Origin of the sequence: Kitasatospora sp. NPDC058048, from assembly GCF_042885555.1 — a bacterium.
GTDB lineage: Bacteria > Actinomycetota > Actinomycetes > Streptomycetales > Streptomycetaceae > Kitasatospora > Kitasatospora lactacystinica.
The window spans coordinates 91,551-106,116 of the sequence record NZ_JBHVRT010000031.1 but is presented as its reverse complement, the minus strand read 5'-3'; the positions used below and the strand labels follow the sequence as shown (position 1 = coordinate 106,116).

Annotated in this window: 13 protein-coding genes; 8 read left to right on the top strand and 5 right to left on the bottom strand. The window is 70.0% G+C overall.

The window, feature by feature from the left end; translation table 11 throughout:
* Positions 1-51 precede the first annotated feature (51 nt).
* Entirely contained in the window at positions 52-1,410 is a 1,359-nt protein-coding gene (locus ACFVVA_RS28805; protein WP_387693712.1) for an aspartate aminotransferase family protein, read from the bottom strand.
* A 149-nt stretch (positions 1,411-1,559) separates the two neighbouring features.
* Entirely contained in the window at positions 1,560-3,035 is a 1,476-nt protein-coding gene (locus ACFVVA_RS28800) for a gamma-aminobutyraldehyde dehydrogenase (protein WP_387693711.1), read from the bottom strand.
* A 268-nt stretch (positions 3,036-3,303) separates the two neighbouring features.
* Between ACFVVA_RS28800 and ACFVVA_RS28795 the strand changes: the two genes are divergently transcribed.
* From ACFVVA_RS28795 to ACFVVA_RS28780, 4 genes are all read left to right on the top strand, one after another.
* The gene (locus ACFVVA_RS28795; protein WP_030243538.1) at positions 3,304-3,777 is read left to right on the top strand and encodes an Lrp/AsnC family transcriptional regulator; all 474 of its coding nucleotides are present in this window, start codon (positions 3,304-3,306) and stop codon (positions 3,775-3,777) included.
* Entirely contained in the window at positions 3,774-5,168 is a 1,395-nt protein-coding gene (locus ACFVVA_RS28790; RefSeq protein WP_359900638.1) for an aspartate aminotransferase family protein, read from the top strand. The genes ACFVVA_RS28795 and ACFVVA_RS28790 overlap by 4 nt, the downstream gene beginning before the upstream one ends.
* A gap of 234 nt (positions 5,169-5,402) precedes the next feature.
* Positions 5,403-6,158: an ABC transporter ATP-binding protein gene (locus tag ACFVVA_RS28785; RefSeq protein ID WP_387693710.1), complete on the top strand. Its 756-nt coding sequence runs from the start codon at positions 5,403-5,405 to the stop codon at positions 6,156-6,158.
* 10 nt (positions 6,159-6,168) lie between these two features.
* The gene (locus tag ACFVVA_RS28780) at positions 6,169-7,320 is read left to right on the top strand and encodes a hypothetical protein (RefSeq protein WP_387693709.1); all 1,152 of its coding nucleotides are present in this window, start codon (positions 6,169-6,171) and stop codon (positions 7,318-7,320) included.
* 19 nt (positions 7,321-7,339) lie between these two features.
* On the opposite strand, the gene rlmN is transcribed toward ACFVVA_RS28780, so the two are convergent.
* Positions 7,340-8,440: a 23S rRNA (adenine(2503)-C(2))-methyltransferase RlmN gene (rlmN, locus tag ACFVVA_RS28775; protein WP_359900630.1), complete on the bottom strand. Its 1,101-nt coding sequence runs from the start codon at positions 8,438-8,440 to the stop codon at positions 7,340-7,342.
* Between the two features lie 232 nt (positions 8,441-8,672).
* Here rlmN and ACFVVA_RS28770 point away from each other — a divergent pair, with 232 nt between their 5' ends.
* From ACFVVA_RS28770 to ACFVVA_RS28755, 4 genes are all read left to right on the top strand, one after another.
* Complete coding sequence (locus tag ACFVVA_RS28770) at positions 8,673-9,092, top strand: hypothetical protein (protein WP_387693708.1); 420 nt, start codon at positions 8,673-8,675, stop codon at positions 9,090-9,092.
* Complete coding sequence (fxsT, locus tag ACFVVA_RS28765) at positions 9,089-11,308, top strand: FxSxx-COOH system tetratricopeptide repeat protein (RefSeq protein ID WP_387693707.1); 2,220 nt, start codon at positions 9,089-9,091, stop codon at positions 11,306-11,308. The genes ACFVVA_RS28770 and fxsT overlap by 4 nt, the downstream gene beginning before the upstream one ends.
* 112 nt (positions 11,309-11,420) lie before the next feature.
* Entirely contained in the window at positions 11,421-12,080 is a 660-nt protein-coding gene (locus tag ACFVVA_RS28760) for an HAD family hydrolase (protein WP_387693706.1), read from the top strand.
* Positions 12,077-12,922: a DUF1932 domain-containing protein gene (locus ACFVVA_RS28755; RefSeq protein ID WP_387693705.1), complete on the top strand. Its 846-nt coding sequence runs from the start codon at positions 12,077-12,079 to the stop codon at positions 12,920-12,922. The genes ACFVVA_RS28760 and ACFVVA_RS28755 overlap by 4 nt, the downstream gene beginning before the upstream one ends.
* Before the next feature lie 19 nt (positions 12,923-12,941).
* On the opposite strand, the gene ACFVVA_RS28750 is transcribed toward ACFVVA_RS28755, so the two are convergent.
* On the bottom strand, positions 12,942-13,355 hold the full coding sequence (locus ACFVVA_RS28750; protein ID WP_387693704.1) for a guanylate kinase: 414 nt from the start codon (positions 13,353-13,355) through the stop codon (positions 12,942-12,944).
* Between the two features lie 134 nt (positions 13,356-13,489).
* Positions 13,490-14,491 carry an AAA family ATPase gene (locus ACFVVA_RS28745; RefSeq protein ID WP_387693703.1) on the bottom strand — a complete coding sequence of 334 codons (1,002 nt, stop codon included), beginning with the start codon at positions 14,489-14,491 and terminating at the stop codon, positions 13,490-13,492.
* Between the last annotated feature and the right edge of the window lie 75 nt (positions 14,492-14,566).

Genomic DNA, 14,566 nt, shown 5'->3' with positions numbered 1-14,566 from the left:
CGTGGGACGGCCCCGGGCACACGGGTGCTCGGGGCCGTCCTGGTAGGTACGTCAGACAGTGTGCGCGTCGGTGAGCGACAGCACCTCGTCCAGCACCGCGAGGCCGGTCTTGGCCTCCTCCTCGGTGACGGTGCACGGCGGGACGACGTGGAAGCGGTTCATGTTGACGAACGGCCAGAGCCCGCGCTGCTTGCAGGCGGCGGCCAGCTCGGCCATCGGCGCGTTGCCGGCACCGGCCGCGTTGTAGGGCACCAGCGGCTCGCGGGTCTCCCGGTCCTTCACCAGGTCGAGCGCCCAGAACACGCCGAGGCCGCGGACCTCGCCGATCGACGGGTGCCGCTCGGCCAGCTCGCGCAGGCCGGGGCCGAGCACGTTCTCGCCGATGTGCCTGGCGTTCTCGACGATGCCCTCCTCCGCCATCGTGTTGATGGTCGCCACCGCCGAGGCGCAGGCCAGCGGGTGGCCGGAGTAGGTGAGCCCGCCGGGGAAGGCCCGCTCGGCGAAGGTGGCCGCGATCTCGGCGCTGATCGCCACGCCGCCCAGCGGCACGTAGCCCGAGTTGACGCCCTTGGCGAAGGTGAGCAGGTCCGGGGTGACGCCCCAGTGGTCGGCGGCGAACCACTCGCCGGTGCGGCCGAAGCCGGCCATCACCTCGTCCAGGATGAACACGATCCCGTAGCGGTCGCAGATCTCCCGCACCCCGGCCAGGTAGCCCGCCGGCGGGACCAGGACGCCCGCGGTGCCGACCACGGTCTCCAGGATGACCGCCGCGACGGTGCCGGGCCCCTCGAACGCGATCACCTGCTCCAGGTGCTCCAGCGCGCGCTCGCACTCCTGCGCCTCGTTCTCGGCGTGGAAGTTGGAGCGGTACGGGTACGGCCCCCAGAAGTGCACCACGCCGGAGACGCCGCCCTCGTTGGGCCAGCGCCGCGGGTCGCCGGTGAGGGCGATCGCGTTGGCGGTGGCGCCGTGGTACGAGCGGTAGGTGGACAGCACCTTCTGCCGGCCGGTGTGCAGCCGGGCCAGCCGGATGGCGTTCTCGTTGGCCTCGGCGCCGCCGTTGGTGAAGAAGATCTTGTCCAGGTCACCCGGGGTGCGCTCGGCGATCAGCCGGGCGGCCTCGCTGCGCGACTCGACCGCGAAGCCGGGGGCGATGGTGCAGAGCTTCGCCGCCTGCTCCTGGATCGCGGCGACCACCCTCGGGTGCTGGTGACCGATGTTGGTGTTGACCAGCTGCGAGGAGAAGTCGAGGTAGCGGTTGCCGTCGTAGTCCCAGAAGTACGAGCCCTCGGCGCCGGCCACCGCGAGGGGGTCGATCAGTGCCTGGGCGGACCACGAGTGGAAGACGTGCGCGCGGTCGGCCGCCTTGACGGCCTGGCCGGCGGCTGAGTCAGCGGTGGGAATGCTCATGCCGGTAAGGCTAGGGCGGCCCGTCCCCGAAGGGCAGTTCCATCGTGTCAGCCGGTCACGCCAACCGCCGACAGGATGCAAAGACACAGGGCCCGGGTCGAGAAGACCCGGGCCCATGGTCGGTTCAGCCGACTTTCGACGCGATCAGATCAGATCGCGGTCATGACGTGCTTCACGCGGGTGTAGTCCTCGAAGCCGTACGCCGACAGGTCCTTGCCGTAGCCGGACTTCTTGAAGCCACCGTGCGGCATCTCGGCGACCAGCGGGATGTGGGTGTTGATCCAGACGCAGCCGAAGTCGAGACGGCGCGACATCCGCATGGCGCGGGCGTGGTCCTTGGTCCACACCGAGGAGGCCAGCGCGAACTCGACGCCGTTGGCGTACGCGACGGCCTGGTCCTCGTCGGTGAACTTCTGCACGGTGATGACCGGGCCGAAGACCTCGTTCTGGATGATCTCGTCGTCCTGGCTCAGGCCGGAGACGACGGTCGGGGCGTAGAAGTAGCCCTTGTCGCCGACCCGGTGGCCACCGGCCTCGACCTTGGCGTGGGCGGGCAGCCGCTCGATGAAGCCGGAGACCTGCTTCAGCTGGTTGGCGTTGTTCAGCGGGCCGTACAGCACGTCCTCGTCGTCCACGCCGCCGGTCTTGGTCTCGGCCGCGGCCTTGGCCAGCGCCTCGACGAAGGCGTCGTGGATCGACTCGTGCACCAGCACGCGGGTGGCGGCGGTACAGTCCTGGCCGGCGTTGAAGTAGCCCGCGACCGAGATGCCCTCGACGGCCTCGGCGATGTCGGCGTCCTCGAAGACCACGACCGGGGCCTTGCCGCCCAGCTCCAGGTGGACGCGCTTGACGTCCTTGGAGGCGGACTCGGCGACCGAGATGCCGGCGCGCACCGAGCCGGTGATGGAGGCCATCGCCGGGGTCTTGTGCTCGACCATCAGCCTGCCGGTCTCGCGGTCGCCGCAGATGACGTTGAAGATGCCGGCCGGCAGCTCCAGCTCCTTGAGCACGCCGCCGATGATCTCGGCCAGCAGCACGGTGGAGGCCGGGGTGGTGTCGGAGGGCTTCAGCACGACGGTGTTGCCCGCGGCGATGGCCGGGGCGAACTTCCAGACGGCCATCATCATCGGGTAGTTCCACGGCGCGACCTGGGCGCAGACGCCGACCGGCTCGCGGCGGATGATCGAGGTCATCCCGTCCATGTACTCACCCGCGGCCTTGCCCTCCAGCATGCGGGCGGCGCCGGCGAAGAACCGGATCTGGTCCACCATCGGGCCGATCTCCTCGGAGAGGGTCAGCGCGCGGGGCTTGCCGGTGTTGCGCACCTCGGTGTCGACGATCTCGTCGGCGCGGGCCTCGACCGCGTCGGCGATCTTGAGCAGCAGCTTCTGGCGGGTGCTGGGGGTGGCGTCGCGCCAGATCGGGAACGCGGCGTCGGCGGAGGCCATGGCGGCGTCGACGTCAGCGGCACCGGACAGCGGCGACGTCGCGTACACCTCGCCGGTGGTCGGGTCGACGATGTCGAGCGTGCGGCCGTCGGCCGCGTCGACGAACTCACCGTTGATGTAGTTGCGCAGCGCGCGAAGGTCGCTCACGGATCTCTCCTCGGTCTGGGCCTGCGGCATTGCAGATTCCGGCGCAATGGTACGTCGGCGGATCCGGCGTACGAAGGGTCCCGAGTGGCCGCGACCGGAGCGGCACGGTCCACTGGTGGCGGTACGCGCAGCGGCCCTCGGGGTCGCGCGCGTACCGTGCCAGGGTAGCCGCACGACTGCCGGTATCGACAGGGCGAGCTCGCTTCAGCGATGAAATCCGCATGCGTTTTCCAAGATCACGACGAAATCAGCAGCTTCCACGCTTGCGAACACGGGAACGATCAGGCACAGTGGCCGCGTGGCCAACCGCGACCGGAACGCCAGCGTTCCCCTCGACGCCGCCTCCAAGGCGATCATCGAGCAACTCCAGGAGGACGGGCGCCGCCCGTACGCCGCCATCGGCAAGGCCGTCGGCCTGTCCGAGGCGGCCGTGCGGCAGCGCGTCCAGAAGCTGCTCGACCAGGGCGTGATGCAGATCGTCGCCGTCACGGACCCGCTCACCGTCGGCTTCACCCGCCAGGCGATGGTCGGAATCCGGGTCGAGGGCGACATCGAGCCCGTCGCCGACGCGTTGGCCGCCCTCGACGAGGTCGACTACGTCGTCTGCACCGCAGGCTCGTTCGACCTCCTGGCCGAACTGGTCTGCGAGGACGACGAGCACCTGCTCGAACTGATCAACAAGCGCATCCGCGCCCTTCCCGGCGTGCGGAGCACCGAGAGCTTCGTTTACCTGAAGCTCCGGAAACAGACCTACACCTGGGGCACCCGATGACAGCCGACCCGGCGCAGAAGGACCTTTCCAAGACCGCCTACGACCACCTGTGGATGCACTTCACCCGCATGTCGTCGTACGAGAACTCCCCCGTGCCGACGATCGTCAAGGGCGAGGGCACCTACGTCTGGGACGACAAGGGACGCAAGTACCTCGACGGCCTCGCCGGCCTGTTCGTCGTCCAGGCCGGCCACGGCCGTGAGGAGCTCGCCGAGGCCGCCGCCAAGCAGGCCAAGGAGCTCGCCTTCTTCCCGGTGTGGAGCTACGCCCACCCGAAGGCCGTCGAGCTGGCCGAGCGCCTGGCCAACTACGCCCCGGGCGACCTGAACAAGGTCTTCTTCTCCACCGGTGGCGGCGAGGCCGTCGAGACCGCCTGGAAGCTCGCCAAGCAGTACTTCAAGCTGACCGGCAAGCCGACCAAGTACAAGGTCATCTCGCGCGCCGTCGCCTACCACGGCACCCCGCAGGGCGCCCTGTCCATCACCGGCCTGCCGGGCCTGAAGGCCCCGTTCGAGCCGCTGGTGCCGGGCACCCACAAGGCCCCGAACACCAACATCTACCGCGCCCCGGCCTTCCTCGAGGGCCCCGACGGCACGGTCGACCCCGAGGCCTACGGCCGCTGGTGCGCCGACGAGATCGAGGTGGCCATCCTCAACGAGGGCGCCGAGACCGTCGCCGCCGTCTTCGTCGAGCCGGTGCAGAACGCCGGTGGCTGCTTCCCGCCGCCGCCCGGGTACTTCCAGCGCCTGCGCGAGATCTGCGACCGCCACGACGTGCTGCTGGTCTCGGACGAGGTCATCTGCGCCTTCGGCCGCCTGGGCACCATGTTCGGCGCCGACAAGTTCGGCTACCAGCCCGACATGATCACCTGCGCCAAGGGCATGACCTCGGGCTACTCCCCGATCGGCGCCACGATCATCTCGGACCGCCTCGCCGAGCCGTTCTACAAGGGTGACAACACCTTCCTGCACGGCTACACCTTCGGTGGCCACCCGGTCTCCTCCGCGGTGGCGCTGGCCAACCTCGACATCTTCGAGCGCGAGGGCCTGAACCAGCGCGTCCTCGACAACGAGGCCGCCTTCCTGGGCACCCTGAACAAGCTGCGCGACCTGCCGATCGTCGGCGACGTCCGCGGCAACGGGTACTTCTACGGCATCGAGCTCGTCAAGGACAAGGTCACCAAGGAGTCGTTCAACGACGACGAGGTGGAGCGCGTGCTCTACGGCTTCCTGTCGAAGGCCCTCTTCGACAACGGCCTGTACTGCCGCGCCGACGACCGTGGCGACCCGGTCATCCAGCTGGCCCCGCCGCTGATCTCCGACCAGTCGACCTTCGACGAGATCGAGCAGATCCTGCGGACCAGCCTCACCGACGCGTGGGCGAAGATCTGATCCCCTGAGCTTCTTCCCCACCCTCCGCCGAAGGGCGGCCCCGCTCCCCGCGGGGCCGCCCTTCGGCGTGCCCGGCCCGGTTTCCCACCCCCGGAACATCACAGTCGTACGACCAAACATGCCTGAATGCGGGTGATTTGCCCGTGATGGACCAGAGCGCCGCCACCGCGACCAGCCCCCGTCGTTCTAATCTGACGACTGTCATATCCCTGCGGCCACCCAGGATGGATCCTCATGTCAGCGGCACCGCCTGACAACGACGTGCTGTGGGCCCGAGGGATCGTCAAGTCCCATGACGGCACCCCCGCCCTGCGCGGCATCTCGATCGGCGTCCGCGAGGGCGAGGTGCTCGCCGTCACCGGCCCGCGCGGCTCCGGCAAGAGCACCCTGCTCGGCTGCCTCTCCGCGCAGCTCCCGGTCGACGAGGGGGAGGTCTGGTTCAACAGCGCCCCCGTGCACACCCTCGCCCGGGCCGGCCGCGAACGGCTGCGCCGCGACCGCTTCGGCTTCGTCGGCTCCGAGCCCCACCTGGTGCCCGAACTGACCGCCCGGGAGAACGTCGCGCTGCCGCTGCTGCTCGCCGGGGCCGGCAACAAGGCCGCCTACACCGCCGCCGACGAGTGGCTGGAACGCCTCGACGTCGGCGACTGCGCCCGGCTGCGGCCCGAGCGCCTGGTCCAGAGCCAGCGCCAGCGGGTCGCCGTCGCCCGCGCCCTGGCCCCGCTGCCGCCCGTCGTCTTCGCCGACGACCCCACCGCCCCGCTGCACCGCGAGGCCGCCGACCAGGTCATGCGGATACTGACCAGCGCGGCCCGGTCCCACCAGCTCACCCTCGTCCTGGCCACCCACGACCCCGAGCTCGTCCGGTTCGCGGACCGCGCCGTCGCCCTCGTCGACGGACGGCTCACCGCCCCCGCCGCGCCCGTCCCCCGCGGCATCACCGCCCCCGGGGCCGCCGGAGCGCCCGCCGTCACGGCCACCCGCCGCTGAAAGGGTCGACGTGTTCTACCTCCGTCTGGCCCGGGGCTACCGGGTGCCCGACCTCGGCCGCTGGCTGCTCACCGCAGCGGCCGCCGCCGTGGTCGCCGCCTTCCTGCTGCGCTCCCTCGGCCGGGCGATGAGTGAGCAGACCGGCGGCGCCGACCCGCTGGTCCGGTTGCTCTGGTGCCTGCCCCCGCTCGCCGCCCTCGCCTGGTTCGCGGCCGTCGCCGCCCGCGCGGTGCCCGCCCGCCGGCCCGAGCGGATCGCCGGCCTCACCGCCGCCGGGGCCGGCTCCCGCCGCATCCGGACGCTGATCGCCGGCGAGGTCGCACTCGCCTGCACCCTCGGCAGCGTGCTGACCCTGCTGCTCTTCCTCGTGCTGCGCAACGACGTCGCCGGACCCGCGCTCGCCGCCGACCTCGGCATGGGCGTGCCGCTGCCGCCCGCCGCGCCCCTCGCCCTGCTCGCCCTGGTCCCGCTCACCGCCGCCGGCGCCGCCGCCTGCGCGGTCTCCGTCACCGACACCCTGCCCGGCGGCCGCACCCCCGCCCCGACCGGCTTCGGCGTCTGGCGGATCGCCCTGGCGACCGGGCTGGGCGTGATCGGCGCCGCGCTCGAACTCATCGCCCTGCGGCCCGGAGCCGCCGTCGACGGCCGTCCGATCCACCTGCCCGCCGGGCTAGGCTCCACCAGCACCGCCGCCCTCTTCGGCTGGGCCGCCAGCGCGCTCGGCCTCGCGCTGCTCACCGGCCCGCTGCTGGCCTGGGCCGGACGGCTGCTCGCCGTCGGGCGGCCCACCCCGCTGCGGCTGCTGGCCGGGCGCGGCCTCACCGCCCAGGCCCGCCGGCTCGGCGCGCCGCTGGCCGTGCTCACCCTCGCCGTCGCGCTGGTGCTCACCACCGTCCGCTACTGGATCGGCACGCCCGACAGCGCCGACGCTCTGCCCGCCGTCGAGGCCTGCCTGGTCCTCGGCTGCGCCGCCGCCGCGGTGGTCAACCGGCTCGCCGAGGTCCGCACCGACCGACGCGGGGTCACCCACGCGCTGCTGCGCCTCGGCACCTCGCCCCGACTGCTGTTCGGCGCGGTCGCGCTGCGCACCCTCGCGGTGGGCAGCACGCTGCTGCTGACCGGCGGGGCGACCGCCGCACTGGCGGCCGCCGGACTCCGCTAGCGGTCTCCCGGAACGGGCCTCAGCCCGCCGCGGCGAGCTGGCCGCAGGCGCCGTCGATCTCCTGGCCACGGGTGTCGCGGACGGTCGTCGGCACGCCGTGCGACTGGAGGCGGCGGACGAACTCGCGCTCGTCCTCCGGCCGGGAGGCCGTCCACTTGGACCCGGGGGTCGGGTTCAGCGGGATCAGGTTGACGTGCACCCGGCGGTTCTTGATCAGCCGGCCGAGCAGGTCCGCCCGCCAGGCCTGGTCGTTGATGTCCTTGATCAGCGCGTACTCGATGGAGATCCGGCGGCCGGACTTCTCCGCGTAGTTCCACGCCGCGTCCAGCACCTCGGCGACCTTCCAGCGGGTGTTCACCGGCACCAGCTCGTCGCGCAGCTCGTCGTCGGGGGCGTGCAGCGACAGCGCCAGACGGCAGCTGAGGCCCTCGTCGGCGAAGCGGTGCATCGCCGGGACGAGACCGACGGTGGAGACCGTGATGCCGCGCTGGGACAGGCCGAAGCCGTCCGGCGCCGGGTCGGTCAGCCGGCGGATCGAGGCCAGCACCCGGTTGTAGTTGGCCAGCGGCTCGCCCATGCCCATGAAGACCACGTTGGACAGCCGCGCCTCGCCGCCCGGGATCTCCCCGGTCTTGAGCGCGCGCATCCCGGCGGCGATCTGCTCGACGATCTCGGCGGTGGACAGGTTGCGGGTCAGACCGGCCTGGCCGGTGGCGCAGAACGGGCAGTTCATGCCGCAGCCGGCCTGCGAACTGATGCACATGGTGACTCGGTCCGGGTAGCGCATCAGCACGGACTCCACGAGCGTGCCGTCGAAGAGCTTCCAGAGCGTCTTGCGGGTGGCGTCGTCGTCGCAGGAGACGTGCCGGACCACCGACATCAGCTCGGGCAGCAGGCTCCCGGTGAGCTTCTCCCGGCTGGCGGCGGGGATGTCCGTCCAGCTCGCCGGGTCGTTCGACATCCGGCCGAAGTAGTGGTTGGAGAGCTGCTTGGCGCGGAACGGCTGCTCGCCCAGCTCGGCGACGGCCTCCTTGCGCTCGGCGGGGCTCAGGTCGGCGAGGTGTCGCGGGGGCTTTGCGCCGCGCGGCGCGACAAAGGTGAGTTCTCCGGGCTTAGGCATGGTTGTTCCAGTGTCGCAGACGCTGAGCGTTGGGCCCGTCCCTGCCTGGGGAGACGGACTCAGCGCTGGCCGTCATCTGTCATCGTTGGCCAGCCCCGGACGGCCCACAGACGGCCCCGGTCCCGTTGGCTCTGGCGCCCGGACACGAGTGTTCCCCGAAACCTGTCTCCCGCTCGCGCCTGCTCCCCTACGCTCCGTCGTAGCACGTGCTGGTCGAGGCGGAGGGACAGTCATGACGGACGAGATCGCCCAGTTGATGGAGCAGGCAGGCCCGTACCTGGCGGCGGCCGTGAGCGCTTACGGCGGGGCCGTCTTGACCCGGGCGGAAGACAGTGCCGTGGAGGCGACCGCCAACCTGGGCCGTCGCGTCCTGCACGCGGTGTTCCGCCGCGGCTCGCAGAGCCAACAGGCCGCCCTGGAAGCCGCGGTCCAGGACGCCGCCGAGGACACCACCGATCCGGACGCGGCAGCGGCGCTGCGCCAGCAGATCAAGCGAGTCCTGCGTGAGGACGCCGAACTGCGTCAGGAGCTGGCCGGCCTCGTCGGACCGGCCGCCGCCTCCGTGACGATCACGGCGTCCGGGGAACGGTCGATCGCCGCCCACACCATCACCACCGCCATCACCGGCGACGGCCACCGCCTCGCCCAGTGACCGGGTCCCACTACGACGCCTCCGGCACCAGGGCGGTCACCGCCCAGAGCATCGGCACCGCCCACACCGGCGATGTCATCAGCCTGCCCGCCGAGATCGTGACCGCCGCCCGCGACGTGCCAGCCCCGCCAAGCCTCACCAACCTGCCGCCATACCCCCTCTGCCTTGGCCGCGAGGACGCCCTCAGCTGGCTCCGCACCACGCTCACAGCGGGAGGTGGGACCGCGATCACCCAAGCCTCGACAGTCCACGGCCTCGGCGGGATCGGCAAGAGCACCCTGTCCCTCGCCTACGCCCACCGCTACCGCCGCACCTATACCCTCATCTGGTGGATCACCGCTGACTCCCCAGCACGCATTGAGCGGTCCCTCGGGGAGCTGGCTCTCAGGCTGCTGCCCTCCTGGGCCGGAACTGCGACGCAGGATCAACGGACCCAGTGGGCGATGACCTGGCTGCAGTGGCACCCGGAATGGCTGCTGATTTTCGACAACGTTGAGAACCCGGCCGACCTCACCCCCTACCTTGGCGCGCTCAACGGTGGTCACCACCTGGTCAGCAGCCGCCGCGCCACCGGCTGGCCGCACACCATCTGCACCTACCCCCTCGGCACCCTCGCACCCGATGAAGCCGCCGAACTGATCTGCACCTACGCTTTCACCGATGGACATCCCACATCCCGTGACCTCCGGGACGCCCACGCACTCGCCGCCGACCTTGGCCACCTACCGCTCGCCCTAGAGCAGGCTGGCGCCTACCTGCGTCAGCACCCCGCGATGAGCATCAACGCCTACCGTCAGCGTCTGTCTACGAAGCTGGACAAGGCGGCCGAGGGTATCGACGCCGAACGCACCATCGCCCGGATCTGGACGCAGACCCTCCACGCCCTTGGCGCCCGAAACCCCAACGCCGTGACCGTCCTGCGGACCCTGGCCTGGCTCGGCCCCGACGACATCCCCATCACCATCCTCGAAACCCCCGACCGCAACAACGACGACCTCCACGAGGCCCTCGGCCTCCTGGCCACCTACAGCATGGTCACCGTCACCAGGCACAGCGTCAGCGTCCACCGCCTCCTACAGACGGTCCTGCGCGATACCACTCCCACCGAAGCCGACGAATCACCCACCGGCCGCTGCGCAGCCGTGGAACTGCTCGCCCGAGCAATCGACCTCCCAGCAGATCGTGTTCCCCGTGCTCTGGACGCGCTGATGCCCCACCTCATCGCACTCGCCACCACCTGGTGCCCCAGTGCTAACGGTGACCGTGAGAGCACCCTTTACGGCGCCGCAGCTCTGCATTTACAGCAACAGGGCCACAACGCCCGCGCTCTACCGTTTTGGCGCGCCATCACGGGCCAGTGCGAGCAGGTCCTCGGCGACGCCCACCCCAACACCCTCGCCAGCCGCAACAACCTCGCCGGCGCCTACCGTGCAGCTGGGGACCTCAACCGCGCCATCCCCCTGTACGAGACCACCCTCGCCCAGCGCGAACAGGTCCTCGGCGACCTCCATCCCAACACCCTCACCATCCGCAACAACCTCGGATACGCGTACGCATTGGCTGGGTATCTCAACCATGCCATCCCCCTGTACGAGACCGTTCTCGCTCAGTGCGAGCAGGTCCTCGGCGACCTCCACCCCAACACCCTCGCCACCCGCAACAACCTCGCCGGCGCATATGAATCGGCTGGGGACCTCGACCATGCCATCCCCCTGTACGAGACCGTTCTCGCTCAGTGCGAGCAGGTCCTCGGCGACCTCCACCCCAACACCCTCACCAGCCGCAACAATGTCGCATACGCCTACCAGTCGGCTGGGGACCTCGACCGCGCCATCCCGTTGTACGAGACCACTCTCGCTCAGTGCGAACAGGTCCTCGGCGACACCCACCCCGAAACCCTCACCAGCCGCAGCAACCTCGCCGGCGCCTACCAGGCGGCTGGGGACCTCGACCGCGCCATCCCCTTGTACGAGACCACTCTCGCCCAGCGCGAACAGGTCCTCGGCGACACCCACCCCGAAACCCTCAGCAGCCGCAACAACCTCGCCGGCGCCTACCACGCGGCTGAGGACCTCGACCGCGCCATCGCCCTGTTCGAGACCACCCTCGCCCAGCGCGAACAGGTCCACGGCGACACCCACCCCGAAACCCTCACCAGCCGCAACAACCTCGCCGGCGCAATCCGCCAACGAGATAAGCGCCTCGCTGCTTCGTAAACCACCGTTCGCACCTTGCCACAGCCGACGACCAGTGTGTCTCCGTCATTAGCCTGTGGCGCTCGCCATCCGCCGGAGTGTGCCCAATCACCCCGTCGGTAGAGTCGCCGCTATGGACAGGCTCGTCCTCATGGACCTCGATGACACTCTGATCAATCGACGCGAAGCTCTGACCGCGTGGGTGACCGACTTCAGCGCCGATCGACGCCTGCCCTTGAAGGCTGTGCAGACACTGGCTGAGGCGCTGCGGGAACGCTCACGACCCGAGACCTTCGCGGGCCTGCGCGCCGAGCTCGGCATGACCGAGTCCCCGGACGAACTGTGGGATATCTACCGCGTCGGCATGGCGGCGAAGGCGGTGTGCGACTCGGCGACCCTGGTTCGCCTCGACCTGCTCCGAGCTGCTGGATGGTCGGTAGGCGTGCTGACCAACGGCCCGACGGACATCCAGCGGGCCAAGCTCGCCGCCGCAGGAATCCTCAGCCACGTTGATGCAGTGTGCATCTCCGAGGAGGCTGGCGTCCGTAAGCCGGAACCCGAGGTGTTCCGGATCGCCGCCTCGCGTTGCGGCTTTGCGCTTACAACCGACGCCTGGATGGTCGGGGACGACCCGGTGACGGACATCGTCGGAGCCAGCGCCGCCGGCCTGCGGACGGTTTGGGTGTCGGCGGGCAGCGCCTGGACCAACCCTGACGTAGCCCCCGATCACGTCGCACTCACCACCGATGATGCGCTGGACTTCCTGCTTGGACTCCCGGAGGGTACGCGATGACCCAGCGGCCGACCGTCGGCATCCTTCACCCCGGCAGCATGGGCGCCGCCGTAGCGGCCTGCGCCCGCCCGGGCGCTGAACGCGTACTCTGGTGCCCGGCGGGCCGGGGAGCCGCCACCCTCGCACGGGCCGAGCAGGCGGGGCTGGAGCCCGTCGGCGTGCTCGGTGACCTGCTCGCGCAGGCCGATGTCGTTCTCAGTATCTGCCCACCGGCCGTCGCCGAGGACGTGGCCCGTTCTGTCGCCGCCCATCGCTTCGCCGGCGTCTACGTGGAGGCCAACGCCATCGCCCCGGATCGGATGCGGCGCATCGCCGAGCTGGCGGGCACCACCGCCCGCGCCGTGGTCGACGGCGCCGTCATCGGTTCACCACCGGTCGGAGGCAAGGGGACCCGGCTGTACGTGTCCGGGCCGGAGGACGCCGTCTCGCTGGTGACGGAGCTGTTCACCGGTAGTGCGGTGGCGACGCCAGTGCTGGGAAAGGAGATCGGGCAAGCATCGGCCCTGAAACTGGCATACAGCTCGTACCAGAAGGCGTCCCGTGTGCTCGCGGCCGTTGCCTTCGGTGCGGCACGCGCGCACGGCGTGGACGATGCGCTGCTCGACGTCGCGGGAAAGCGGCAGGGCAGCTACCTAGTGGAGACGGGATATATCGCCAAGACCGCCGCTCGGGCATGGCGTTGGGGACCAGAGCTGGACGAGGCCGCCGACATGCTGTCCGGTGCCGGGCTACCAGACGAGGTACTGCGGGCCGCGTCGCAGACGCTCTCTCGATGGGAGGAGTGCAAAGACCTCGCCGAGCTGACGCCCGACGAGGCCCTTGACCACCTCACCCGCCCGTAGGGGGCTGTCGATCCGACGACTACCGGCCGCCGCCCGAGAGCAGCCCATCGATCAGCCGGGCGGCACCAACCGGATCCACGGCGCCGGTGTCCACCGACAGATCCCACACCTGATCAGGGTGTGCCTCGACGTCGGCCTGAGTGGCGTCCCAGGCACTCAAGCGGGCCTCAGTGTCCTTGTCCCCCCGGCCAGCCGATCGGGCTGCGGTCACCTCCCGTCCGCACCAGAGCAACACCACGGACCAGTCCGCCGGATAGCGGGCAGTCAGGGCGGCGATGCCGTCGATCTGCCCCAGGTGCACGATCAGGGTCCCTGTCCCGAAAGCGGTGTCCATTCCCGGGCGGTCGATGACGTAGGTGTTGCCGTACCGGCTGTTCTGGTAGATGACGTCACCTGCCGCCTCCAGTTCGGCAAGCTGTTCGGGAGTACCCATCCGATACCCCTCAGACTTCCCGGTTCCGACCTTGAGCCTGGAGAACAGCTGGTAGTCCCCCATCTCCTGGAGCGCCCGCGTCACCGTGTCCTTCCCGGCCGCCGGCGGCCCGTAAAGGATGAGGCCCCGGGCCGTCACAGACCGCCCCCGCTCAGCGCGTCGCGTGCCTGGTCGGCAGCGGCGACGGCCGCGCCGAGGCGGTTGTCCACGACAAAGTGGGGACCGGCCGGCCTGAGCTTCAGATCGACCGTGGCCAGATAGTCCTCCCACGCCTCCATCTTCCACATGTCCCGAGCCGCGCCACGAAACTCGATGTACTCTCGCATCGACTCGGGATCGCATTCGACCCAGATAGCTGCCACGGCGACCCGCTTCGCCTTGCACCGGTTGTAGAACCGCTGCATCCAGTCCGCCTGCGAGAACTCTGCCAGGAACGGCGCGTCGAGAATCACGGACGTCCCGCAGTTGAGGTTGTCCCAAGCTGCCTCCATGAGGCAGCGGTATTCGAGCGGCCTCACCTTCTCGCGGTAGAGGTCGGAACTCCGATCATTCACCTCACCGCCGAGGGCCAACAGAAGTTGGTCGACCAGCGGCCGCGTCAGTGAATCCTTGTCGAGGATCGGCCATCCAGTGAGGCGCCCAATGAATTTGGCGTACTCGGACTTTCCGGAACCGGCGTAACCACCGACCAGAAGAACGACCGGACCGGCGTCATCACCAGCTGCCCGGCGCCTCCACTCATCCACGATGCGGCTGCGGAACGCCTCGGCGTCTACCCCATCCGCACCCTCGCGCAAGTTGCCGAGAGCCTCACGGATGGTCTCGGCCAGGTCGGAGACAGTCTCTGTCGAACGCTGGTTGGGCACCGTAGCGACCTCTCCGGGGAGGGCCCGGCGGAAACCCAGCTCCGCCTCATTCAGGCGGTAGAGAATGCAGTAGGCCCGGCGATAGTCGGGGCGCGGAAATGAGGTTCCCTTCTCGTGCGCCCAAACCGTCTGAAAGTTAGCCGCAAGGCTGAACTTGTGCCGCTCGCCGATTTCCCGCAACTTCTCCCCGACTTCCTCAAGGGTCAGGCCGTGGGACTCCCTAACCTCTTTGAGAACCGCCGGATTCCAATCTGGGCGCTGCCGAGCCATATTCCCCTCCTAGGAAACTGCTCGTGCCGCGAGTGTAGCGGCTCGTTGAGTCACCTGAAAATCGCGATAGAAGTC